At 40.6% G+C, this 23,365-nt stretch carries 24 protein-coding genes; 16 read left to right on the plus strand and 8 right to left on the minus strand.

All coding sequences use genetic code 11. The features are described from left to right. Nucleotides 1–40 precede the first annotated feature (40 nt). The 3 genes from AT15_RS02350 to AT15_RS02360 are packed head-to-tail and all read left to right on the plus strand — an operon-like array spanning nucleotide 41 to nucleotide 2,605. Nucleotides 41–559 carry a PadR family transcriptional regulator gene (locus tag AT15_RS02350; RefSeq protein WP_068345974.1) on the plus strand — a complete coding sequence of 173 codons (519 nt, stop codon included), beginning with the start codon at nucleotides 41–43 and terminating at the stop codon, nucleotides 557–559. Further along, complete coding sequence (locus AT15_RS02355) at nucleotides 546–1,529, plus strand: ABC transporter ATP-binding protein (RefSeq protein ID WP_068345975.1); 984 nt, start codon at nucleotides 546–548, stop codon at nucleotides 1,527–1,529. The genes AT15_RS02350 and AT15_RS02355 overlap by 14 nt, the downstream gene beginning before the upstream one ends. Next, nucleotides 1,529–2,605, plus strand: a complete 1,077-nt coding sequence (locus AT15_RS02360; RefSeq protein ID WP_068345976.1) for an ABC transporter permease — start codon at nucleotides 1,529–1,531, stop codon at nucleotides 2,603–2,605. Before AT15_RS02355 ends, AT15_RS02360 begins: the two co-directional genes overlap by 1 nt. A 32-nt stretch (nucleotides 2,606–2,637) precedes the next feature. Here the strand turns inward: AT15_RS02360 and AT15_RS02365 are convergent, their stop codons facing one another. The 5 genes from AT15_RS02365 to AT15_RS02385 all read right to left on the minus strand — a co-directional run bounded on the left by AT15_RS02365 (nucleotide 2,638) and on the right by AT15_RS02385 (nucleotide 7,357). Beyond that, nucleotides 2,638–3,360 (minus strand): ABC transporter ATP-binding protein, encoded by a 723-nt coding sequence (locus AT15_RS02365; protein ID WP_068345977.1) that lies wholly within the window; start codon nucleotides 3,358–3,360, stop codon nucleotides 2,638–2,640. Further along, nucleotides 3,347–4,186: an ABC transporter ATP-binding protein gene (locus tag AT15_RS02370; RefSeq protein ID WP_068345978.1), complete on the minus strand. Its 840-nt coding sequence runs from the start codon at nucleotides 4,184–4,186 to the stop codon at nucleotides 3,347–3,349. The genes AT15_RS02365 and AT15_RS02370 overlap by 14 nt, the downstream gene beginning before the upstream one ends. Then, nucleotides 4,179–5,246 (minus strand): branched-chain amino acid ABC transporter permease, encoded by a 1,068-nt coding sequence (locus AT15_RS02375; protein WP_068345979.1) that lies wholly within the window; start codon nucleotides 5,244–5,246, stop codon nucleotides 4,179–4,181. Before AT15_RS02375 ends, AT15_RS02370 begins: the two co-directional genes overlap by 8 nt. After that, the gene (locus AT15_RS02380; protein ID WP_068345981.1) at nucleotides 5,246–6,187 is read right to left on the minus strand and encodes a branched-chain amino acid ABC transporter permease; all 942 of its coding nucleotides are present in this window, start codon (nucleotides 6,185–6,187) and stop codon (nucleotides 5,246–5,248) included. Before AT15_RS02380 ends, AT15_RS02375 begins: the two co-directional genes overlap by 1 nt. A 66-nt stretch (nucleotides 6,188–6,253) precedes the next feature. Continuing rightward, nucleotides 6,254–7,357: an ABC transporter substrate-binding protein gene (locus AT15_RS02385; RefSeq protein WP_068345982.1), complete on the minus strand. Its 1,104-nt coding sequence runs from the start codon at nucleotides 7,355–7,357 to the stop codon at nucleotides 6,254–6,256. Nucleotides 7,358–7,986: 629 nt separating this feature from the next. Between AT15_RS02385 and AT15_RS02390 the strand changes: the two genes are divergently transcribed. The 5 genes from AT15_RS02390 (at nucleotide 7,987) to AT15_RS02410 (ending at nucleotide 12,539) form a co-directional block, all read left to right on the plus strand. Beyond that, the gene (locus tag AT15_RS02390) at nucleotides 7,987–8,757 is read left to right on the plus strand and encodes a transporter substrate-binding domain-containing protein (protein ID WP_068345984.1); all 771 of its coding nucleotides are present in this window, start codon (nucleotides 7,987–7,989) and stop codon (nucleotides 8,755–8,757) included. 12 nt (nucleotides 8,758–8,769) lie between these two features. Then, complete coding sequence (locus AT15_RS02395) at nucleotides 8,770–9,504, plus strand: amino acid ABC transporter permease (protein ID WP_068345986.1); 735 nt, start codon at nucleotides 8,770–8,772, stop codon at nucleotides 9,502–9,504. Nucleotides 9,505–9,506: 2 nt separating this feature from the next. After that, complete coding sequence (locus AT15_RS02400) at nucleotides 9,507–10,235, plus strand: amino acid ABC transporter ATP-binding protein (protein ID WP_068346065.1); 729 nt, start codon at nucleotides 9,507–9,509, stop codon at nucleotides 10,233–10,235. 50 nt (nucleotides 10,236–10,285) lie between these two features. Further along, nucleotides 10,286–10,579: a hypothetical protein gene (locus tag AT15_RS02405; RefSeq protein ID WP_068345989.1), complete on the plus strand. Its 294-nt coding sequence runs from the start codon at nucleotides 10,286–10,288 to the stop codon at nucleotides 10,577–10,579. Nucleotides 10,580–10,751: 172 nt separating this feature from the next. Further along, nucleotides 10,752–12,539: a sensor domain-containing diguanylate cyclase gene (locus AT15_RS02410; protein WP_068345991.1), complete on the plus strand. Its 1,788-nt coding sequence runs from the start codon at nucleotides 10,752–10,754 to the stop codon at nucleotides 12,537–12,539. A gap of 1 nt (nucleotide 12,540) precedes the next feature. Here AT15_RS02410 and AT15_RS02415 read toward each other — a convergent pair whose 3' ends face one another. Further along, nucleotides 12,541–13,470, minus strand: a complete 930-nt coding sequence (locus AT15_RS02415) for a hypothetical protein (protein WP_068345992.1) — start codon at nucleotides 13,468–13,470, stop codon at nucleotides 12,541–12,543. Nucleotides 13,471–13,574: 104 nt separating this feature from the next. Here AT15_RS02415 and AT15_RS02420 point away from each other — a divergent pair, with 104 nt between their 5' ends. The 7 genes from AT15_RS02420 (at nucleotide 13,575) to AT15_RS02450 (ending at nucleotide 18,781) form a co-directional block, all read left to right on the plus strand. Continuing rightward, a complete protein-coding gene (locus AT15_RS02420; protein WP_084251401.1) occupies nucleotides 13,575–14,021 on the plus strand; it encodes a MarR family winged helix-turn-helix transcriptional regulator in 447 nt (148 codons plus the stop codon). Between the two features lie 12 nt (nucleotides 14,022–14,033). After that, entirely contained in the window at nucleotides 14,034–14,696 is a 663-nt protein-coding gene (locus tag AT15_RS02425) for an LptA/OstA family protein (protein WP_068345998.1), read from the plus strand. A 2-nt stretch (nucleotides 14,697–14,698) separates the two neighbouring features. After that, complete coding sequence (serS, locus tag AT15_RS02430) at nucleotides 14,699–15,973, plus strand: serine--tRNA ligase (RefSeq protein ID WP_068346000.1); 1,275 nt, start codon at nucleotides 14,699–14,701, stop codon at nucleotides 15,971–15,973. Next, nucleotides 15,974–16,672: an RsmE family RNA methyltransferase gene (locus AT15_RS02435; RefSeq protein WP_068346002.1), complete on the plus strand. Its 699-nt coding sequence runs from the start codon at nucleotides 15,974–15,976 to the stop codon at nucleotides 16,670–16,672. Nucleotides 16,673–16,688: 16 nt separating this feature from the next. Further along, nucleotides 16,689–17,048, plus strand: a complete 360-nt coding sequence (locus tag AT15_RS02440) for a hypothetical protein (RefSeq protein WP_068346004.1) — start codon at nucleotides 16,689–16,691, stop codon at nucleotides 17,046–17,048. Between the two features lie 16 nt (nucleotides 17,049–17,064). Beyond that, nucleotides 17,065–18,021: a potassium channel beta subunit family protein gene (locus AT15_RS02445; protein WP_068346006.1), complete on the plus strand. Its 957-nt coding sequence runs from the start codon at nucleotides 17,065–17,067 to the stop codon at nucleotides 18,019–18,021. A 313-nt stretch (nucleotides 18,022–18,334) separates the two neighbouring features. Continuing rightward, nucleotides 18,335–18,781 (plus strand): MarR family winged helix-turn-helix transcriptional regulator, encoded by a 447-nt coding sequence (locus AT15_RS02450; protein WP_161484645.1) that lies wholly within the window; start codon nucleotides 18,335–18,337, stop codon nucleotides 18,779–18,781. Nucleotides 18,782–18,807: 26 nt separating this feature from the next. Here AT15_RS02450 and AT15_RS02455 read toward each other — a convergent pair whose 3' ends face one another. Next, nucleotides 18,808–20,652 (minus strand): MGH1-like glycoside hydrolase domain-containing protein, encoded by a 1,845-nt coding sequence (locus AT15_RS02455; protein ID WP_068346008.1) that lies wholly within the window; start codon nucleotides 20,650–20,652, stop codon nucleotides 18,808–18,810. Between the two features lie 148 nt (nucleotides 20,653–20,800). On the opposite strand from AT15_RS02455, the gene AT15_RS02460 reads away from it, so the two are divergent. After that, on the plus strand, nucleotides 20,801–22,393 hold the full coding sequence (locus AT15_RS02460; RefSeq protein WP_068346010.1) for a glycoside hydrolase family 13 protein: 1,593 nt from the start codon (nucleotides 20,801–20,803) through the stop codon (nucleotides 22,391–22,393). 33 nt (nucleotides 22,394–22,426) lie between these two features. Here the strand turns inward: AT15_RS02460 and AT15_RS02465 are convergent, their stop codons facing one another. Further along, on the minus strand, nucleotides 22,427–23,353 hold the full coding sequence (locus AT15_RS02465; protein WP_068346011.1) for an SIS domain-containing protein: 927 nt from the start codon (nucleotides 23,351–23,353) through the stop codon (nucleotides 22,427–22,429). Between the last annotated feature and the right edge of the window lie 12 nt (nucleotides 23,354–23,365).

Raw genomic sequence — 23,365 nt, forward strand, 5'->3', positions numbered from 1 at the left:
GTTATTATATATCATAACCGATATATCGGAGGCGATATATATGCACAAAGGCTTTTTGAATGTGGCGATATTTAACATTGTAGTGAAAGAGCATCCCATTCATGGATATCGCATAATGGAACTGATCGAGGAAAAAATGGGCTATAAGCCTTCGCCGGGTTCCATATACCCGATTTTGAGCGACCTTGTTTCAAAGGGTTACCTACGCTTCGAAATCGAAGGGAAGCGAAAGCTGTACTTCCCAACAAAATATGGTCTTAAAGCTCACAAGGAGTTTGAAAGCAAACGGGCTGAATTGATAAACAACTACATAGACCTATCACATTCTATTTCAGAACTCATGGGTGAAAGCAACCCAGAGATCTTTTCTCTCGATGGCTTAAAACACGGTAATGTTCCTTTTGTAATAAGGAAAGCTTTATTCAAAACGATGGGAATTTTCAAAGAAACTAACTGGAAAAGCAAAAAGAGCATAGAAAGGTTGATAACACAATTAAAAGCGTTAATTGATACTCTGGAGAGCACGAAAGACGAGGTGAAAGAAAATGGGCATCATTGAAGTTAACGGTTTGTCAAAAAGATTCAAGGAAGTTCTTGCAGTTGATAACGTTTCTTTCGATGTCAAAGAGGGAGAAATCTTTGGTTTTTTAGGTCCAAATGGTGCTGGTAAATCAACAACCATAAGAATGTTGACGACTTTGACGAGACCGACATCAGGCACAGCAAAAGTAGCGAATCATGATATTTTGAAGGAACCATCAGAAGTTAGAAAAAAAATAGGGCTTGTTTCCGAGAAGACCATATTGTATGACAGGTTGACTGCGCTCGAAAATCTCATGTTCTTTGCGGAACTCAACGGCCTGGATAATAAAAGTGCAAAAAAACGCTGCCTGGAGCTTCTTGAAAAGGTGGATATGTTAAAGTGGAAAGATACGATGGTTGGCAAATTTTCAACAGGTATGCGTCAGAGAATCAATGTAATTCGAGCGCTTTTGCATGACCCCAAAATAATCTTTCTCGATGAACCTACTCTGGGTTTGGATCCTCAAACAACAAGGACTATCAGAGAATTCATCAAGCAGATGAACAATGAAGGCCGCACAGTAATTCTGACCACTCATATAATGACTGAAGCGGATATGCTTTCAGACAGGATAGCGATTATAGATCACGGGAAAATAGTGGCTTTGGATACACCGAAAAATCTAAAGCGCATGTTGAAAGAATCTGATGATGAAATCCTTGATATAGAAATCCCCAATATGACTTCAAATTTAATAGATAAATTAAAGGCTTTCGATTGTATTAAGAAGGTTTTAAACAGATCCTCAGAAGAAATCAGGATTATCATGAGCTGCGAAAATCCTGTGGTATTTATCACAGACTTTCTTTCAAAACACTCTCTGAACATAAGAGAAATAAAGACTGTTGAACCAACACTTGAAGATGTTTTTATCAAGCTTACCGGTCATGAAATGAGAGACCAGGCAGTGAAAAAACCACGCTTTGCAAAGGGGATGATGCACTAATGAAATATGCATTGAAAATAGCTTTCAAAGATCTAAAATATTTCTTCAGAAGCAGAATTGCCATTTTTGCTTTTCTAATTATGCCAATATTCATGATGCTTATGACCGGTTACATATTCCCAAAAATGCAATCGGGAACTAATGTTAAAGTAGCGGTATACTCTCTTGATAACGGCTTCAGAAAAATGATGGAAAATAAAGAGGTCGAAAACTTCATCTTTGTGGACAGTGAAGAGGAATTAAGGAAACTTCTTCTGGACGAAAAAGCTGATGTAGCCATGGTAATTCCTGAAGGGTTTCTTACTGCCATGCTTAGAAAGCAGGCGATAAAAGTAAGGCTTATTCCAAGCCCATCAAACCCCCAGATGGCTATGGCAGCAGCGCAAGGAATTACAGCCAGTATCGGTGGTTCAATAGGAAGCATGAATGATAAATTCACGCTGGAAATGGAAAACCCGGGTGGTGGAGAATTCAATTATTATAGTTTCATGGCTCCTGGTATTATGGCAATGGTGGCAATAATGAGTGTAGTAAATGGCCTTGCTGCAGCGATTACCACCGAAAAGGAGCGTGGAACATTGGACGGAATACTCACAACACCTATTCCGCGTTATGCAATTGTACTCGGAAAAACTCTCGCACAGGGAATCAGGGGAATATTGCAGGCTATAATCATCCTACTCATTGCAATATTTCTATTCGGGGCCACGGTACAGGGATCCATATTACTTGCCCTTTTTGTTCTTGTGTTGGGTATCATGAGTTTTATCGGGGTTGGAATTATCATAACGGCAGGAGCGCCAGACCAGGAAACAAGCCAGATGATACTCACGACACTTATGTTTCCCATGATGTTCCTATCAGGAGTATTTTTTCCAGTGAATCAAATGCCTTCATTCATGCAATCCATATCCAGGTTCTTCCCTCTTACTTATGCAGCTGAAGCTCTTAGAAAAGTGATGGTATTAGGTGGAACTTTCCAAAACATATCAGGTGATGTGGCAATTTTGCTGGTTTTTTCAGTTATCACATTTTCACTTGCCGTTCCCCTCTTTGGAAAGCTTACTACGAGTTAAAAAATCCGGCCAGATGGCCGGATTTAATTGTTTTACAACCCCAGATATGCTTTTCTGACTTCGTCATTCTTGATAAGTTCTTCAGATGGTCCATGAATGGTAATTGTTCCTGTCTCAAGGACATAACCATAATGCGATGTTTTCAATGCCACAGCTGCATCCTGCTCGATAAGCAAAATGGTTGTGCCTTCGCTGTTGATCTTCCGAATAACAGAAAAAACCTCTTTGACAAGCAAAGGAGCAAGCCCGAGAGATGGTTCGTCCATCATCATGAGTTTTGGTCTGGACATGAGTGCACGGCTTACTGCAAGCATCTGCTGCTCTCCACCGGAAAGAGTGCTTGCAAGTTGATTTATTCTTTCCTTCAATCTTGGAAAGAGTTCAAAAACCCATTCAAGATCTTTTTCAACCTCAGAATCTTTTCTGTTATAAGCCCCCATCATCAGGTTTTCTCTCACTGTGAGGTTCGCAAAAACGCGTCTTCCTTCTGGCACAAGAGATATACCCATTTTGTTGATTAAGTGAGGATTGAGGTTTGTTATATCTTTACCCTGAAAAAAGATTTTTCCCTCAGAAGACCTAACAAGGCCACTTATGGCAGAAAGGGTAGTGGTTTTTCCAGCTCCGTTGGCACCTATCATAGTGACTATTTTGCCTTCTGGAACCTGGAGGTCGATGCCCTTGATCGCTTTTATTGCACCGTAGTTGACTTTCAATCCTTCAATTTTCAAGATTGCGTTGTCATTCTGCGACATTAGACCACTCCTCCCCGAGATAAGCTTCGATAACTTTTTCATTCTTTTGAATTTCATCCGGGGTACCTTCTGCAATAAGTACTCCATAATCCATTACAAGTATCCTCTCACAAAGTCCCATGACAACTTTCATATCATGTTCAATAAGGAAAATGGTGACCTGGAACTCATCTCTTATCCACTTTATAAGCTGGACTAGCTGCTGGCTTTCAGAGGGGTTCATTCCAGCAGCTGGTTCGTCAAGAAGCAGAAGCTTTGCATCAGTCGCAAGAGCCCTGGCAATTTCCAGCAACCTTTGTTCACCGTATGGAAGCGAACCAGCTTTTTCATAGGCCAGCTTTTTTAGTCCCAGCTTGTCAAGTATGTTTAAGGCTTTATCCATCATTTCTCTTTCTCTGCTTATATACCCAAGCTTAAGAACGCTTTTCCAGAACCATAAGCTGTTTGCTCCATATTTGTTTTTCCCCAACTTTACAAGGTATTTTTCTGCATCCTTTGTTGCTATTTCGTGGTGCTGTGCAACCATAACATTTTCAAGCACGGTCATATCCTGAAAAAGCCTTATGTTTTGAAAAGTTCTCGAAATTCCTATATGTGTTATATGATGAGGCTTTAAAGGGGTAATATCAAGTCCGTCAAAGAGCACTTTGCCTTTTGTTGGATAATAAACACCGGTAATAACATTAAAAACTGTGGTTTTTCCAGCACCATTCGGACCTATAAGACCGAGAATTTCCCCTTCTTTTACACAGTTATCGAAATCATTTACAGCAATAAGCCCTCCAAACTGCATCGTAACGTGGTCAAGCTTCAGAATTTCATTCATAGCTCTCACCCTTCCCGCGTCTAAACCAGGAATAGATGGCGTTCCAGGTTAACTCTTTTCTTCCCATAATACCTCTGGGCCAGAAAATCATTACTATAACAAAGATGGCTGAAAAAACAAGCATCCTGAGCCCGGCAATACCAGAGAACTCAAAGGAGAATATTTTCATTGGTTCCTCAAGGAAACGAAGCCATTCAGTAAGCACCGCAAAAAGTCCCGCACCTATTATCGCCCCTGAAATGCTTCCGAGACCTCCAATCACTATCATTATCAAAACATTAAAAGTAAGCATAACGCCTATTGATGTTGTTCGTGGGTCAATTGTCGTAAGCCAGTGGGCGTAAAGAGAACCCGAAATTCCGGCAAAAAAGCCTCCGATGACAAAACCAAGTAACTGGTGTTTAAAAACGTTTATTCCCATTGAAGCAGCAGCTACTCTATCCTCTCTGATAGCTTTTAAGGCTCTTCCAAAACTGCTATTAACCAGGCTTCCAATGAAAATCACGGTTATCAATAGCCAGCTCCATGACCACCAGACGTTTGTGTACTGGGGAATGCCTTTTAAGCCGAGGGCGCCATTTGTTATCGAACGTAAATTCAAAGCGAGTATCCTTATTATTTCGCTAAATCCAAGGGTAGCTATTGCAAGGTAGTCACCAGAAAGCCTTAATGAAGGCCAACCTATGAGAAATGAAAATACCGCCGCGACAATACCACCGATAATTGTAGCTGGTAGGAATGAAAGCTGTACTGAATTGAACGGCCAGGCTACTTTATCAAGTATGAACGTAATTTCCTTTTGATGAATTGACATAGTTAATAATGCAGAAGTATAGGCACCAAGTGCTATAAAGCCTGAATGCCCGAGAGAGAATATCCCGGTAATTCCGTTTATTAGGGTCAGACTAACGGCCATTATCCCATATATACCGATAAGAGATACAATTCTCACCATGTAAGTGTTCATACGACCTTCAGCAAAGAACAAAAGCAACCAAACGAAGAAGACAAGAGCTATTGTCAATATTAAGTTAGTCCTATTAGATAGCTTCATGGCCATCACACCTTCACAACTGATCTTTTTCCAAGTAAGCCTTCTGGCTTTATGGAAAGAATTAGTATCAGAATTAGAAAAGCGAAAGCATCACGATAACCAGCCATTTTTGGAAAGAAACCCACGAGCATTATTTCGGTTAATCCTAAAAGAAATCCGCCAACCACAGCTCCCTGAATTGAACCAATCCCACCAAAAACAGCCGCTATGAAGGCTTTCAAGCCGGGCATGAAACCCATATATGGCCATAACTGCGGATATCTCGTTGCCCATAATAAGCCACCAATAGCTGCTAGAGCTGAACCAAGAGCAAAAGTAAAGCCTATTACCCTATCAACATTTACTCCCATAAGAGAAGTTGTTGGAATATCTACTGAAACTGCTCTCATAGCCATGCCTATCTTCGTTTTATAGATGATCCACCACAATATAACCAGAGCAATTGCCGTAACAGCAAGGATTACAAATGACACAATAGGTATCCTTAATCCTCCAACAATAACATTTCGACCATATTTAACCTCTTCATGGCCACCTAAAATCAACATGTTGTTGAGGAATTTGGGATAAATATTCCTGAATGAACGAGGAATGCCAGAGAAGACCACTACCGCAAAGCTTTCAAGGAAAAACGAAACACCGATGGCTGTTATCAGGGCAGAAATTCTGGGAGCATTTCTTATAGGCTTATAAGCTACCCTGTCTATTGTAAAACCAAGAAGAGCGGCTGCCAGAATTGCTATAACAAAGGAAATTAGCCAGGGCACTTTGCCTAACGTCACGAGGAAAAAAGCAAAATATACCGCCATCATAAATACATCACCATGTGCAAAGTTTATCAATCTCAGTATTCCATATACCATGGTATATCCAATGGCGATGAGCGCATATAGCGAACCAAGGCTTAAGCCGTTTATCAAATTCTGAAGAAATGTGTAAAGGTTCAAGCAGGTCACCTCCGGTCATCTCAGAACTCTTTGAGAATCAAAAAGCGGGGGAGCGATCCCCCCGCCTTATCGTGGATTTATTGTTGTTTCGTACTTGAATTGACCGTCTTCAATTTTTACAATGGCAACTGATTTTACAGCATTTCCTTCATTATCAATGTTGATTATTCCTGTCGCTCCGGGGAAATTGGTTGTACTCCTTATAGCTTGTGCAATTGCTTCTCTGTCAGCACTGCCTGCGCGCATGATGGCATCTCGGATTACCATGTAGGCATCAAAACCCAGGGCACTTAGTGCTGCGGGAATCTTATTGAATTTCTCTGTGTACCTTTCGAGAAATAGCTTGGCATTTTCAGTTACAGCAGGGCTATCAGGATGGTAATGAGTGGTGAAATATAGACCGTTTACAGCATCTCCACCAATGGAAATCGTTTCAGGAGCGTCAGCACCATCACCAGTTATAAGAGGTCCAAAGAATCCAAGCTGCCTTGCCTGAATCGCTATTAGGGCTATTTCTTGATAGTAACCGGGAATGAATAACGCTTCTGCTCCTGTCAGCATGGCATCCGAAATTTGTGCTGTGAAATCCTGGTCGCCGCTTTTGTAATATTCAAAAAATACCTGACCACCAAGTTCCTGGAAAGTTTGCATAAAGAAATTGGCAAGGCCGACAGCATAATCTTGCTCAACATCCATGAAAATGGCCACATTCCTTACGCCGAGGTTCTCAAATGCCAGAACAGCTGCGGCCCAGCCCTGGAATGGGTCGATAAAGCAGACCCTTGAAACGTACTTCTTACCAGAAGTTACAAGGGGGTTTGTCGAAGAAGGTGTTACCATCGGGGTTTTCTTTTCTTCAGCTACTGCTCCGCCCGCAAGGCTATAAGAACTTGCGACTTCACCCAGTATAGCACTGACATTTCCAACATCTATTGCCCTTCTCACAGCATTGGCTGCCTCAATTTTGTCACTTCTATTGTCGAAGATCGTGAGTTCTATGGTTTCGCCATTGACATCCGGGAAAAGTTCGTGAGCAACTTCCACACCTTCCCATACCATCCTTCCAAAGGCTGCTATGCCACCAGTCATAGGCAACACAACACCAATCTTGATTGTAGCGAGAGAAAGCACACTCAATAAGATAACAAAAACGACCAGAAATTTTTTCATGCAAGCACCTCCCTGATTAATAAAAAAAGCCGGTATCCTTTACCGGCCGATGACATTTCAAATGAAACGACATTACGGCCGACTTCGACCGAAAATATACCAATACATATTCATAACAAAGTTTTCCTCGCTTGTTTTCCGCATTATTTCCATTTTCTTCATTTTTCTCCCCACACATGAGTTTTCCTAATAATATCATACACGCCTACGGTATCCAAAATCACTTTATGTTAAGAAAAAGAAAACAATCTCTGTGTTACTTCTAAAAAGATTTCTATTGGATGCATAAAACGATAACGTGAAATCAAAAGAGACTATCTTAAAACCCATCGATTTTTTAAAGAGAGCCATAAAAGTGCTTATAAGACTATAATGGCATTCAGCTTAGGGTAAGGGCTCATGCAATATCATTGTAACTTGACATAGGGACATCTCATTTGCTATGATAAGCAAAACATCATTTTGGAGTGAGCAGTATGAGATATGGTATTAGCATAACGAAAAATATAAAGAAGCACGTCAAAGGGTGTTGCCCGGGATTTCTCGGCAGCACGGCTTAGTCGTGCTTAAGAGATAGAGAGATCACCGGGCGAGAAATCGCCCGGTTTTTTATTATAGGAGGTGTTTTTATGAGGAGAGTTTGGCTTGTTGTTTTATTGGCGATTTTTGCGGGATTGGCTTTCGGAAACTTAATTGACGATATCAGGTCAAGGGGAGTCTTGAGAGTTGGCCAAGATGCGGGTTATATGCCACTCTATGGAACAGATATCGATGGAAACAGAATAGGGCTTGAAGTTGAACTTCTCCAACGCATGGCGGATATTTTAGGAGTAGAGCTCGAATTTGTCGTGGTCAATTGGGATGGAATTATTCCTGCACTTATGGCTGGCAAGTTTGACATAATCTGGTCTGGAATGACTATTACTCCCCAAAGAGCTCTTAGAGTGAATTTTAGCATTCCATACCTAACAGTTGGGCAGGTAATAGTGTACAACACAAGAGAGTTTCCTCAGGAACCAAGTTATGCAAATATTGCTGACCAGGATTTGAGAATCGCCGTCCAATTGGGTACAACTGGTGATGAAGCTGCTCGCAGATTATTCCCGAACGCAAATATTTTGACTTTTGACAGCATGGATGAAGCAGCTTTTCAGGTTGCATCAGGCAGAGCAGACATAATGGTCATAGATTCTATTTATGCTCGTTATGTCGCAAAGAAGTACGATGTCCTCTCAGCCGGAACTGAATTCCTGACGAGAGAAGACCTCGGGGTAGCTGTGAGAAGAGGAGATCTTGAGGCGCTACATTGGATTAACACTTATATTCGATGGTTGCAAACATCAGGTATCGTTGATGAACTTCAGCAAAAATGGTTTGTCGATTACGAACCAGGATTGTAAGGAGGATTTCTTGTGCGCAGATATTTTGCAAAAGCCCTTAGCATCTCTATATTTCTAATAATTGCAGCTATTATATACTTTTCGCTTTCAAAAGTTTATCCCTTTAATTGGGCAGTGATTGCAAGATATTTCAGGTTGTTTGTTGATGGAATTTTAATGACACTCAAAATAAGCGGTTTTTCTCTCGGGCTATCACTTGCCATTGGAATGCTAATTGCTCTTGCGCGTGTTTCGCGTATCGAGTTTTTCAATGAGCTTGGAACTTTATATGTGTGGTTTTTCAGAAATATGCCACTGCTGGTTATCATACTCCTTGTGTACTATGGCATAGGTTCAGTTCTAAACATAGACCGATTTTTAGCAGGTGTGATTTCACTTTCCTTGTTTGAAGGAGCTTATGTGGCTGAAATTTTCAGAGCAGGAATGGAAGCAGTCCCGCCCGGCGAAATTGAGGCCGGGGCTGCTCTTGGATTTTACAATTACCAGATAATGGGCTCGATAATTCTCCCTCAGGCTTTCAGAATATCGATTCCACCGCTTATAGGTCAGCTTATAAGTCTTGTGAAAGACAGCTCCCTTGTCTCGGTTATAGCACTCGGCGATATCACAATGAGGGCAAGGCAAATAGGCACCCAGACATTGGCAACGCTCGAAGCATACCTTGTGCTTGCAGGCATATACTTACTTATAACCTCCACTTTGTCTATTCTCGGTCGTTATCTTGAAAGGAGGCTTGCGATACCATGAATGTGCTCGAACTAAAGAATGTTTATAAGAGCTTCGGCGACACTCAGGTTCTAAGAGATGTTTCTTTCTCCGTTAATAAAGGGGACGTAGTAGCGGTCATCGGTAAATCTGGCGCAGGAAAAACAACTTTGCTCAGAATAATGAATTATTTGATCCCTCCTGATTTCGGTGAAGTGTATTTTCACAATTCAAAGGTTGTTTTCAATAGAAAGGTGTTACGTGCCGTAAGGTCTAAGATAGGATTCGTTTTTCAACGCTTCAACCTTATAAGGCATTTGACAGCTCTGGACAACGTAGCCATTGGCCTGGTAAAGGTAAAAGGCCTTAAATGGCCCCAGGCCAGGGAATTTGCGCTAAGGAAACTCGAAGAGGTGGATCTGGCCAACAGGGCTAACCATTATCCATCACAGCTTTCTGGTGGACAACAGCAAAGAGTAGGGATTGCACGCGCTCTTGCCATGGAACCGGATTTAATCCTCTTCGATGAACCGACTTCTGCTCTTGATCCGTCGCTTGTCGGAGAGGTAATGTCCGTTATCAGAAGGCTTTCTGCCAATGGGATCACAATGGTAGTTGTAACACACGAGATGTCCTTTGCCAAAAATGTTGCAAACCGCCTTGTTTATATGGAAGACGGAAAAATCCTTTATGACACAACACCGGAGCAATTTTTCCATTCGAAAGACAAAAGAATAAGGCACTTTCTAAATGATTTTCTTGAGGCTGTATGAAAGGAGATGATTGAAAGCAGGGTGTAAAATAGAAATGAAGGAGGGATTATATGAATGTCCCGATTAAGAAGATTTATGCTTATTCAATATCGATGATAACTTTAATAATGTTGATCACGGCACTCTGGTCTTTTGCCAGCGCTGTGGTCGATTTTATTTATCCTGTAGATTATTCATCGAGAATAGCAGTTGAAGAAAATCTTGAACCACCAATAAATGAAGAACTTACAAAGACAGATTACGTTAAACGGGAAAGCTTGAAGAACATTTTCAAAAGCTTGCTCAGAATCGCCATCATTTTACCCTTTTATATTTTTCACTGGAAACTTGCAAGAAATGCTTGAAGCTTCATTGGGCTACTTGGACTAGCGAAACCCTTTGTAAAATTTCTCATGTATTAACAAATATGAATCATATTGATTGATATCAGCGAAATCTGGTATGATTTTTTATGATATAAGACTCAGGATATAATCTTTATTATTAATCTATTGATTTATACAAGGAGTGAACTAAATGCACAAGGAACTCGATTACTCCGGTTATATTGAGGAGTTGTTCAAAAACAACCCTCTTGGGATATTGCTGTGCAATTCCGATAATATGATCCTCAGAGCTAATCAAGCATTCTGTGAAATGTTTGGCTATTCGGAAAAAGAAATTCTTGGAAAACATGTTGACGATGTAGTAATTCAATCTCCTGAACTAAAGGCAAATGCCTTGAAAGCAACCGAAAAGGCTATGCAAGGAGAAAAAGTAAGAATAGAAGCGGTCAGGCAAAGAAAGGATGGGTCAAGTTTCTGGGTTTCCATACTAAGCGTACCAATATTCACCAACGGGATTGTGACCGGAATATTCGCGATTTATTCAGACATTACCGAACGTAAATCTCTCCAGAAAAACCTTGAAGAAGTAACAAAGGAAAAAACTGCTATCATAGATTCTTTCCCTGATTATATAACTGTTGTTGACAACCAGGGAAAAATTCTAAACATATATTCTGCTTCTCTCAAGAAGGATAACGTTGATCTTGACGGCTTTTTACACAAAAAATTCGATGAAATCGGTTTCCCACCAGAAGAGCTTGGGCAGATCGAATACTGGTTTTCAGAAGCCATTAAAGGCTCTAAAACAAAAGCATTTACGATTTCGTTGACTATTTCCTCAAAAAAATTGTATCTGGAAATTCGCTTCATAAAAATGGATGAAAAGAGGGTTCTTGGAGTAGTAAAAGATGTTACAGAAGAAATAGAGAACAAAAAAAGGCTGGAGAACTTCGTTAGCTTTAACCGCTCATTGCTGGAAATCACTAACAAAATGCTAAAGGCTTCAGATGTTCAAAGCTCATACCAGTTACTTCTTGAAAGGTCTGTTGAGATTGTGCCTGGAGCTGAAGCTGGAAGTCTTCTTCTTAAGGACCCTGATGGGTATTATCGTTTTTATGCAGCTGTGAACTACGATCTGGACATGTTGAAAAAGATATATTTTGAACCAGATGAGCTCTTGCAGCGTGAAACTTCTGAAATACAAATCATCACAAATTTCACTTCAAATAGAAAACTTGATAATGAACGTTATGAAGTGCTGGATAAATTTGGAAAAACAGAAAGCATAAAAGCCATGCTTTCAGTGCCAATAGAAATAGATGGAAGAATAGTTGGTTTTTTTGGTTTAGATAGCCATTCACACTCAGATGCTTTTGATAACGACTCAGTGGAAATGGCCAAATTGCTAAGCCAGCAGGTTTCTGTATTGATTGAAAGACTGCGCCTTGAAGAAGAGCTAAAAAAGCAAAAGGAACAGCTAGAATGGCTTTCCGGAAGAGATCCTCTTACAAACTTGCCTAACAGAAGGTTGTTTTTCGAAAAAGCTTCTGCATATCTTAGCCTCTCAAAACGCAATCACTCTTCGTTGAGCATTCTTTACATTGATCTCGATTTCTTTAAAGTGATCAACGATACCATGGGGCACGATGTTGGAGATGAGGTGCTTTCAAAAGTCGCGAAGAGATTTCAGCAAACCCTAAGAGAAAGTGATGTAGTGGCAAGAATAGGCGGGGATGAATTCATTTTTGTTTTGCCTGAGACCGATTATGAAGCAGCGAAAGTCGCGAAAAAAAGAATCGAGTTCAATTTGCGTGAGGCCATGAAGTTAAAAAATGGCATTGTTACTGTCGGTGGAAGTGTTGGTATTGCCACTTTCCCGGATGACGGAGATAATCTGGAACAGCTGATAAAAATCGCTGATCATCGTATGTATGAAATCAAGCATTCTAACAGAAAACCCGGGAGAGGGAAAAGCTAGCTCATTTGAAAATTCCCCAAAAATCCCTCAACCCTTTCAACGAGAGAGCACTGCCAAAGGCTATGGTTCCCAATTTTCCGCCAGCTCCCCCGAAGTGTTCTACACTCATCAGGAAAAATATTCCCATCATTGCACCACTTAACAAGGCATCGAATTCATGCCTTAATATTTTCTTCGAGCTCATACCAACAAAAGAAGCACACATTGTTGCTGCAGCTATTGTGCTACCACTATCTGAATAAACAACCGGAAATACCAGTCCAGCGATTAAACTCACAGCACTTGAAGAGGCTACAATATTCCTATCAAGTCTTACAGAGAGCACATGAGTGAGCAAAACACCTGCAATACTGTAAATGAATATGTATAAACCCGTTCTGAAAGATATTGAGCTCCCCGTTATGAGTTCAACATCTGAAAACATGGAGAGCAGTACCCAGCTTGAAAAGGCTATTGCTCCTAATTTTCCGCCAACCCCTTTGTAAACTTCCTGTGCTAAAATGTACAAGACACCGGCTATAAAGGAAGCAAGAAGCACGTGTGTGAAGTCATGGAGCACTTCCGGAGAAACCATACCGACGAAAGAACCGCAATAAATTGGCACAGCGTATTTTTTAACCAGAGATGCCCCCACTAACCCTACGACAGATGCAGCCACCACCGCACCCAATCCCAGATAGACATTCAAAATATATGATAAAAGGGCTCCAGCAACGGTCACCAGCAATACCGGAAACGAGTTTGATGCCACGCTGTTTTTCAATCTTTTAAGTTCGTTTTTGAACTCTTTCTGCATCGAAAATACTAACAATACTGATAAAAAGAGCAACACCGGAAACAGAAAAAACTCACCTGCAAGTGAAGAAAAGAGAGTCATTAAAAAAAGCGCCATGGTGAAAACAGACAATATTGAGAATGCTATTAAATGCATTTATCCACCTCCAAGAAAATTTTACATGATTTATAATGTGATATACCATAGATTTTTTAAGCATGATGTCAATGATATAATCGAATATGATTAGGAGGGATAAATTGAGCTTGAAAGGACATCAAGAACGTGCTGCGAAAATCGAAGAAATTCTCAGAGGAATATTTATCAGAGTTAAACGCGAGGGCAGGAAAGTTCTTAAAGATTTTCCTATAACACCTGCCCAGTTTGATGTGCTTCAGATTTTGTATTTTTCCGGTAACAAGCGTATGAGCGATATTAGCAGAATGCTTGGAATAACTAAAAGCACAACCACAGGGCTCGTGAAACGCTTGATCGAGGCAGGCTTTATAGAAAAAAAGCGTTCTGATGAAGACAGACGCTCTTATATTATTCAGATCTCAAAGGAAGGCACCAAGCTAATAAAGAAGGTAATTGAACAAAGAGTCAATTACCTATACGAAATCCTTCTTGAACTAAAATCTCATAAGCCGGAAGAATTACTCGAAATGCTTAATGAGCTCTTGAGCGCAATGAAGAAAAGCGGATAAGGGGGAATTGTCTTGAAAAAAGCATTTTCTATTTTTCTGGTGATGTTGGTTGTCGTCTCCATTTTCGCTGCTACCAGCACGGTCAGGATCAGTGCAAAGAAGATTTCAGGAAAAAAAGATTCCGTATTCCTTACCGGAGATGTTTATATCGAAAAAGAAGGCGATGTGTCATTAACCACTGACACTGCTACCATGACCGCTAAAAATGGCAGCTGGAATCATATCGAAACAGCTGGGCTGACCCATGTCAATTTTTCTTCCGGTGATGCAACTTCAATGAATATGGTTTATGATCTCGACATATCTAAAGGGACACTCTTGCACAATGTTAGCGCCGTATTCAATGACGATACCGGCAAAAGAAAAATAATGATAAAAAATGCTAAGAAACTCGATTTCGATTTAAACAAAAAAGAATACTCGGGCGAATCGCTTCCTAAAAATGCCGAAGACTTCAAGCCCCTTGAAATACAGTACAAAGATGAACTCACGGCAAATTCCCTTTATTTTGAATACAGCGAAAGCACAGGGATAATATTGCTCGAGGGAGACGTATTCGTGAATGATATCAAAAACAAGAGGAAGATATATGCCACCAAGCTTTATTACAACACCAACGATGATTCCTTTGAAGGTGAAAACGTCTCACTTGAAATGATATTTGAGGAGGATTAGTTGTGATAGATATAAAAATAGTTAGAAACAATCCAGAGATAATTGAAAACGCCCTCAAAAATCGAAACGCCGATCCAGCTCTGCTTGAAGAACTTCTGAAGATCGATGTAGAAAGGCGTCAGGTCATTGCAGCTGCTGACAGGAAGAAAGCCGAAAGAAACGCAATTTCATCGAATATCGCAAAATTGATGTCTGAAGGGAAGAAAGCAGAGGCTCAGGAGCTAAAAGCGAAAGCGAAGGAAATATCTCTAGAGGTCAAAGAGCTTAATCAAAGAGCTGGTGAGCTCGATGAACTTCTCCAAATGAAACTTCTTTATATTCCCAACATACCGCATTCTAGTGTACCCATCGGGTCTGACGAAAGCGAAAACGTAGTGGTGAGAAAATGGGGAGAACCCAGGAATTTCGATTTTGAACCCAAACCTCATTGGGAACTTGGAGTCCAGAGTGAACAGATGGATTTCGACAGAGCTGCCAGATTAAGCGGTTCAAGGTTTGTGGTCTTGAGAAATCATCTGGCAAAACTCGAGAGAGCTCTGATAAATTTCATGCTTGATCTTCATACCACTGAGCACGGTTATCAGGAAGTGTCTCTACCGCATTTAGTAAAACGGGAAACCATGATGTCAACGGGGCAATTGCCAAAGTTCGAAGAAGAGGCTTACAAAACAGACCCGGATGATATGTTTTTAATCCCAACGGCAGAAGTACCTCTAGTAGGACAACATCGTGACGAAATCCTTGAACTGAACAGCTTGCCAAGAAGATATACAGCTTACACTCCCTGTTACAGGCGAGAAGCGGGTAGCTATGGACGAGATGTAAAGGGTATGATAAGAGTACATCAATTTGACAAGGTTGAACTCGTCTGGTTTACCCTTCCGGAAGCTTCTTATGAAGCCCTTGAAACCCTTACGGAAAACGCTGAGGAAGTGTTGAAAAGGTTAAAGCTTCCATATAGAGTGGTATCCCTGTGCACCGGTGATCTAGGTTTCGCTGCCGCCAAAACCTATGATCTGGAAGTATGGCTTCCTTCTTACAACACATATAGGGAAATTTCTTCATGTAGTAATGTAGAGGACTTTCAGGCGAGAAGAGGGAATATACGCTTTAGAGACAAAGATAACAAATTGAAATTTGTACATACACTTAATGGTTCTGGATTGGCAGTTGGTAGAACACTAGTTGCTATTGTTGAAAACTACCAGCTTCCGGATGGCAGAATAAGAGTACCGGAAGCTCTTATCCCTTATATGGGATTGGAGGTAATTGGTTGAGTGCCAAATGCTTTCTGGGTTGAGCATATTGAAAAAGGCAAGATATATCTTTCGCCTTCGGAAGCGAAACATCTAAAAGTACTGAGAGCGAAAACCGGGGATTTGTTAACAGGTTTGGATGGAAAGGGAAATATCTATCGCTTCCAGCTCGAGAATATTGGTAAAAGGGAAACAACAGGGAGGCTTTTAAGCGTTGAGCATGTAAACAGGAATGAGCAGAAGCTCATTGTTCTTGTAGCCACTACTAAATGGCCGCGATTGCGGCTGGTAATGGAAAAGGCTGTAGAGCTCGGAATTGACAGGATTGAATTGTTCAACAGCAAACATAGCGTTGCCAGAGCTTCAAAAGATAAATCAGATAAGTTCATTTCGGTAATGCGTGAAGCATCAAAGCAGTGTTTGAATCCCTATTTGCCGGAACTCCAAATCATAGATTCGGCGGATAAAATAGCATTAAATAATGCGACTAATTTTCTGTTAGATTTTTACGGAAAACCTTTTCAGAGCTTCAGCAGTAAAATTGCTACAAGTAGAAGTGTCAGAATTTTGGTTGGGCCAGAAGGCGGGTTTTCAAAGAACGAGCTGGAATTATTCCAACGTTTCAGTTCTGTGGTGTCTTTAGGAAAAAGAATTCTTCGGGTTGAGACAGCTGTAATTGTCTCTGTTTCCTTTGTATCTCTTCTGATGGGGAGATTTTAAGAAAGGGGTGAGGTTTATGGAAGACCAGATTTCCTTTATGAAGCAATTTCGGGAAATTTCTCATGAATACCGCGAAAAACTCTCTGAAGCAAAAACACCTGCGGACGTTGGTGATATCTTTATAACTTTCATTCACAAAATGCTTGTCAATGTGGGCATCGAAGTTTCAAACAAGGCCATCGAATACATTGTTTTCGATCCTGAAAGTGAGGAGATAGTCAAATTTGAAAAGCCATTGTATGAAAAGCTCACCGAAATCTTCAAAAAAAGCGATCTTGAAAACATCATCCAGAAAATGGCCTTAACAGCCAAACATAGACATATGCAAATAACACATGATACTGATAGAACAGATATGTACAGAAGACATGATTGAAATAAGGAGTGAGAATATGGAATATCGCAAAGTAGGAAAATGGGGACTTAAAATCAGCGAGCTTTCTTTAGGCTCCTGGTTGACCTTTGGAAACCAGCTCGATGTAGATAATGCTAAGGAAGCAATGAAAGAAGCTTTCAAAAATGGAATAAATTTCTTTGATACCGCTGAAGCATATGCAAGCGGCATGGCTGAGTTCATAATGGGGCAAGTGCTAAAAGAATTCAGAAGAACAGATATAGTAGTATCAACGAAAATCTTCTGGGGAGGTAACGGTCCAAATGACAGGGGCCTTTCGCGAAAGCATCTTCTTGAGGGAACTTGGAATTCTTTGAAAAGACTCCAGCTTGATTATGTCGATCTGATATATTGTCACAGACCTGATCCTGAAACTCCCATAGAAGAAACTGTCTTCGCGATGGATTATATAATCAGGAATGGCTTAGCCCTATACTGGGGAACTTCAGAATGGAGTGGTGACCAGCTTGAAGCTGCTCATAAGGCGTGCAGAGAGCTCAACTGCATACCTCCTATTGTTGAACAGCCGCTGTATAACATGCTCTCCAGGGAACGCGTTGAAAAAGAATATCTTCCAATATACGAAAAATATGGTATGGGATTGACCACATTCAGCCCTCTTGCCTCTGGAATACTAACAGGAAAATACAACAACGGCATACCCGAAAACAGCAGATTAGCTCGCTTCCCGGGACTCAGAAAGCATCTTGAAGAACGTGGTTTACTTGGTGATGAGACTATCAGGAAAGTGAGAGAGATAGGAAAAATCGCCGAAGAAATCGGTGCAAAGCAATCTCAACTTGCCCTCGCGTGGTGCTTGAAAAATCCCAATGTTAGCAGTGTAATTCTTGGCGTTAGTAACGTAGATCAGCTTAAAGAAAACCTGAAAGCACTGGAAGTAAAAGAAAAGCTGTCAGAAGAGGTTATGGAGAGAATAAAGAAGATTTTGGAATGAAGGAAAGCTTGGAAGCCGAGAAACAAGAAGAACCAAGTTACGAGAAAATCGAGAATCCGAGAAGCGAGAGTGCGAGATCCGAGAGAACTTCTAAACACCAGCAGAGCTGGTCGTGGCAACTCCGAAGGAGTTCATAACACTGGCGTAGCCAGTCATACCCACGCGCAGCGTGCTTAGCCGCTGCAAAGCAGCTCTCGCCTTCTCGGTTACTTAGTCTCGGCTCTCGGGTTCTCGATTTTCTCGTGACTCGTTTTAATAGCGCTGGCTTTGAATATGGTATTATCTAATTAAAACTACCCAAGTGGAGATGAGTATGGAAAAGCCAGAAAGCAGTATGACCCCAAGAGAGATTTTTGAAACGCTCTTTGACCTGACAAGGGTTTTCACCAAATATTTTTATGAGCAGGTTGAAATAGGAGAGCTTAAAACTGCGGAATTTTTCATTATGTTGCTAGTGCATCTCAAAGGTCCAAAAAAAATGCACGAAATTGCCGATGCTTTTCATTTGACCAGAGCGAATACAACGATCCTCGTGGACAATATGGAAAATCTTGGCTATCTCAAAAGGGAGCGCTCAAATGAGGATCGCAGAGTTGTCTTTGTGCATATCACAAAGAAAGGCAAGAAGCTTTGTGAAAGCATACTGAACAATTTCAACGACATAGTTTCCGATTTCCTCAACAAAGTCCCAAGGGACGATATTGAAATTATCGAAGATGCCTTCGGGAGATTAACAAGGCTTTTCATAAACGGGCATTAACCTATTGCAAATATCTTCGATGAAATTCACGATAAGGAACTGCCCTTATCATCTACCTTTCGGACTTCCAGAGCTTTTGCTATTGTAAATATAGTGCCGATGGACCAGAGCTGGGGAGAACAGCTTGCAGGATATTCCACTACATCATTTTTAGTTTCCTCTCTGGAAAGACCGCTGAAAAGTTCCGGAAGCCTTTTGTCATGGAACTTGTCCATTGCCTCCAACAGCGCTTCGGAAATTTTTTTTGCTTCTTTGGTATATCCGTATTTCAACAGTCCCATTATTATGATTGAGTTATCATGAGGCCAAACACTTCCATTATGATAGGAAAAGGGATTATATCTTCTCATATCTGTTGAAAGAGTTCTTATCCCCCAACCGGTAAAAAGTTCAGGGGAAAGCAATTTTTTCACCACCGGGGCAACCTTGTCATCGTCAACAATACCTGTGAAAAGACACTGCCCGGGATTAGAACTTATCGAATCCACCTTCCGTTTGTTCCCGTCCAAAGCAATAGCGAAATATTTTTCATCTTCCAGCCAGAAATCCCTATTGAAGCGATACTTCAACGCTTTCGCCTTTTCATCAAGAGAATAAGCTTTGTTTTCTTTGCCAAGACGCCTGTAAATGCAAGCCAATAAATGATATGCCAAGTACAAGTACCCCTGAACTTCAACAAAAGCAACAGGAGGTTGTGCAAGCTCTCCGCTCTTGAAGCTAACCGAATCGCCAGAATCTTTCCAGCCTTGTGTTTTAAGACCGCGCTCGGAAAGTGGCAAATATTCCACATAGCCATCGCCATCACTATCGCCGTATTCGTAGATCCACCTTTCTGCGGCTTCAATGTGTGGAAATAAACCTTTCACCGTTTCAATATCATCAGTGAATTTCAGGTATTCGCCAGCAAGAATTATGTAAAGAAGAGTCGCATCAATGGTGCCATAATATCTCTCAAAGGGCAATTGATTGTTTAGAGATAGGTAGTTCAGCCTTGCCTCATGGATTATCTTCCCGGGAGTGGCATCTCTGAAATCATCTTTCACATCTGCTTGAAAAGCCCCGAGTACTTCGAGTACTGTTTTTGCGATATCAGGAAAATAGTTCAATGTTTGCAATGCAAATATCAAACTATCCCTACCAAATACTGTGGCGTACCAGGGAAGTCCCGCTGCGGGAAAATCTCCGTATTTGGTGGGTATCATAAGCATTTTCAAATCATCTAAGGTGCCTTTAATTATGGAAGGAAATTCACCAAAGCCATTCAGATCAAGCCTGATTGGCCTATCCTCCAGTATATTCTTAAATAATTTCTCTGATTTCAGCTCTTTCTTGAAATGAAGGTATCCTTTCGTTGAAAAAACTTCTTTTGGTTTCAGGATAAAATGCCCACCCGGAAGCGTATTTTCTATCCTATATGTTGCTGTTTCATCCTCATGAAAAAAACCCTTATGTTCTGAAAGAATTTCTGAATTCGAGAGCCCAAAATATGAATCGTTTAACTCTCTTACAGCAAAAATATCTTCATAACCGCATCTGATAGAATAATCGATTTTAAGCTCAACTCGCTGGTCTGAAAAATTATCAAGCTTTATTTCAACTTCAAGCTTGTTGCCAAGTAATTTGAGAGTTTCTTCTACAAACAGGTCATAATCATTTTTTAATGGCGAAGAACGAAGTAGATACCTGTTTATAAGCCCGTCAAAGGTGAACCTTGTTTTGAGCTTCCTGGCTTTTTTGTCGGTTCTTAACTGTAACCCCGAGCAAAATCTCGTATCTTCGAGATATAAACCGGCAGCAGGATAATTCATCGAATCAATAGTTCCGTTATCATCAGAGACCATCATTAAATTGCCATTCTTCATTATTTTCATAAGTATCCTCCCGCTCTTAAATAACTAGTTTTCGTTATTATAGCAAAGCAAATTAAATCAGTAATATTTTTTCTGTTAATTTGTTTCTATTGAAAATGGCATGCTTTTGATAACATATTAATATATGCTGATTGAAAGGGGTTTGTTTATGTCCGAAAAATGGTGGAAAAGCGCTGTAATTTACCAGATTTATCCTCGAAGCTTTAAAGACACCAACGGTGATGGGATTGGTGATTTAAAGGGAATAACTTCAAAATTGGACTATATAAAAGAGCTTGGTGTCAATGCAATCTGGTTATCTCCAATTTACAAATCACCGATGAAGGATTTTGGCTACGACATTTCTGATTATTACGAGATCGATCCCATTTTCGGGAACATGGAAGATTTTGACGAACTTCTTGAACAAGCACATAAGAGGGATTTGAAAGTAATCCTCGATATGGTGATCAACCACACTTCTGACCAGCACCCATGGTTCAAAGAATCAAGGTCTTCACGGACAAATCCAAAAGCCGACTGGTATATCTGGGTAGATGGAGAGAAAGGCACTCTGCCAAACAACTGGTGTTCATACTTTGGAGGAAGCGCCTGGGAATGGGACGAGAATAGGAAGCAGTATTATTTGCACCTCTTTGCCAAAGAGCAACCAGATCTTAACTGGCGAAATCCCGAAGTAAAAAGAGAATTGTTTAATGTAGTTAAATTCTGGCTTGATAAAGGCGTGGATGGATTCAGATTTGACGTGGTTAATCTCTTTTTCAAAGACGCCAAGTTAAGGAACAATCCGCCTAAAAAGAAAAAAACAGAAATTGACTTCGAAAACTTCTACAATGTATTCACCAGAGACAGGCCCGAAACGTTGCTCGTAATTGAAGAACTTCAAGAACTCATAGATAGTTACGGAGATAGGGTTACCATTGGAGAAGTTGCAACAGATCTTGGAATAATCCAGTATTTCGAATACACAAAGCCTGGAAGGCTGAACCTTGCATTTAATTTCGAATTCAAAGACGTACCAAAATTTAGTGCTAAGACATTTAAGGAAGTGGTTGAATTCACTGAAAAAATCTTTGAAGACGCTGCATGGCCCAGCTACGTATTGGGGAATCACGATTCCCCGAGATTTATTTCGAGATTTTCGGATGGTGTTTTTGAAGAAGAACGCGCCAAACTGCTTGCCACGATGCTTTTGACTCTCAGGGGAACTCCCTTTATTTACATGGGTGAAGAAATAGGCATGAGAGAAGGGAATATCCCCTTTGAAAAGCTTCAAGATCCGCTGGGACTTAATCTCTGGCCAAAACGCAAAGGGCGTGATGGTTGCAGGACCCCGATGCAATGGGACAATAGCAAATATGCAGGATTTTCAACAGTTGACCCCTGGCTTCCGGTAAACCCGGATAAGGAATTTGTAAATGCGGAAATACAGGAAAAAGATCCCGATTCTATGCTTAACTTTTACAAAAAATTGCTTGCCCTTAGAAAGAATTCCAATGCTTTGAAGCTTGGTGATTATATTTCAATAAGAACTAATAATTCAGAGGTATTCGCTTATTTAAGGGTCTTCAATAATAAGAGGATACTTGTAATCCTCAATTTTAGCGCCGAAAGTGTAAAAGTAAATTTGAACCTCTCTGAAAAGAATGGGTTCAACATAATCTTTGGAACTCATAAAGATAGCGGAGTTATAAACTCTTTCATTGAGTTAGAGCCTTTTGAAGCAGTATTGGCGGAATAGAAAAGCCCCTTTTCAGGGGCTTTTCTTAATGCGTTAATCCAGATTGGTTTTTACCGATTTTGAAAGATTTCTTGGTTTGTCAGGATTTAGCCCTTCCGTTATGGCTTTTTTGTATCCGAGGTAAAAAAGCGGAATTACCCTCAAAGGGCTTTCAAGCCCATTCTTATATTTGACATCAATATCACCACCTGGTCCAATCTCGAGAACGTAAGCTCCCATATTTTTTAACTCTTTTGATAGCTCCTCTTCATGTTTTGTACCCATTGATTGCAATACGACAAAGGTCTTATTTGTAAGATTCGAAATAGGTCCGTGTCTGTATTCCAGCGGTTCATGAAATTCTGTCGGTTGTTGTGCCATCTCTTGAATTTTCAATGCCCCTTCTTTTGCGATACCATAAAGTTCCTCAAATCCGAGAAAAACGAAATGGCTGTATCTGGCAAGGTCTATGCTATCTATGATTTCAGCTCCTCTATTTAATACTGTTTCTGCTTCCTCAGGCAGGATGTTACCACCAACATTTTTGAGGAACAGGTATAAGATCGCGGAAAAAGAGCCAGTCATCACGATACTCTCTTCATTGGCATAATCTAGAGCCATTGACTCACCACAAACTTTCAATAGCTCAGATGATGGCACACAAGAAATACCCAGAGTTTCATATCCTAACTTTTTAAGTTTGTTCGCAGCAAAGACTGTTTCTGAAGATTCCCCTGTTCGTGAGAGTAATATTGCCTTGCCAGAATCTGGAATGCGTCCCTTAATAACAACCTGCCCGCCGCTTATTACTTCTGCTCTGTAACCGTGCTTGACAAAGGTTCTCGAAAGTATCAAACCCAGGTTATAGGATGAACCACAACCTACAAAAAGATAATTTTCTTCTCTGGATAACTTCACTAAAAGTTTCTCGGTTTTCTCAATCAAATCAGGAATTCTCAGAATTTCCTTAAGTGTATGCATTTTGTCTCCTCC

Source organism: Kosmotoga arenicorallina S304 (genome assembly GCF_001636545.1).
In the GTDB taxonomy this organism is placed as follows: domain Bacteria; phylum Thermotogota; class Thermotogae; order Petrotogales; family Kosmotogaceae; genus Kosmotoga_B; species Kosmotoga_B arenicorallina.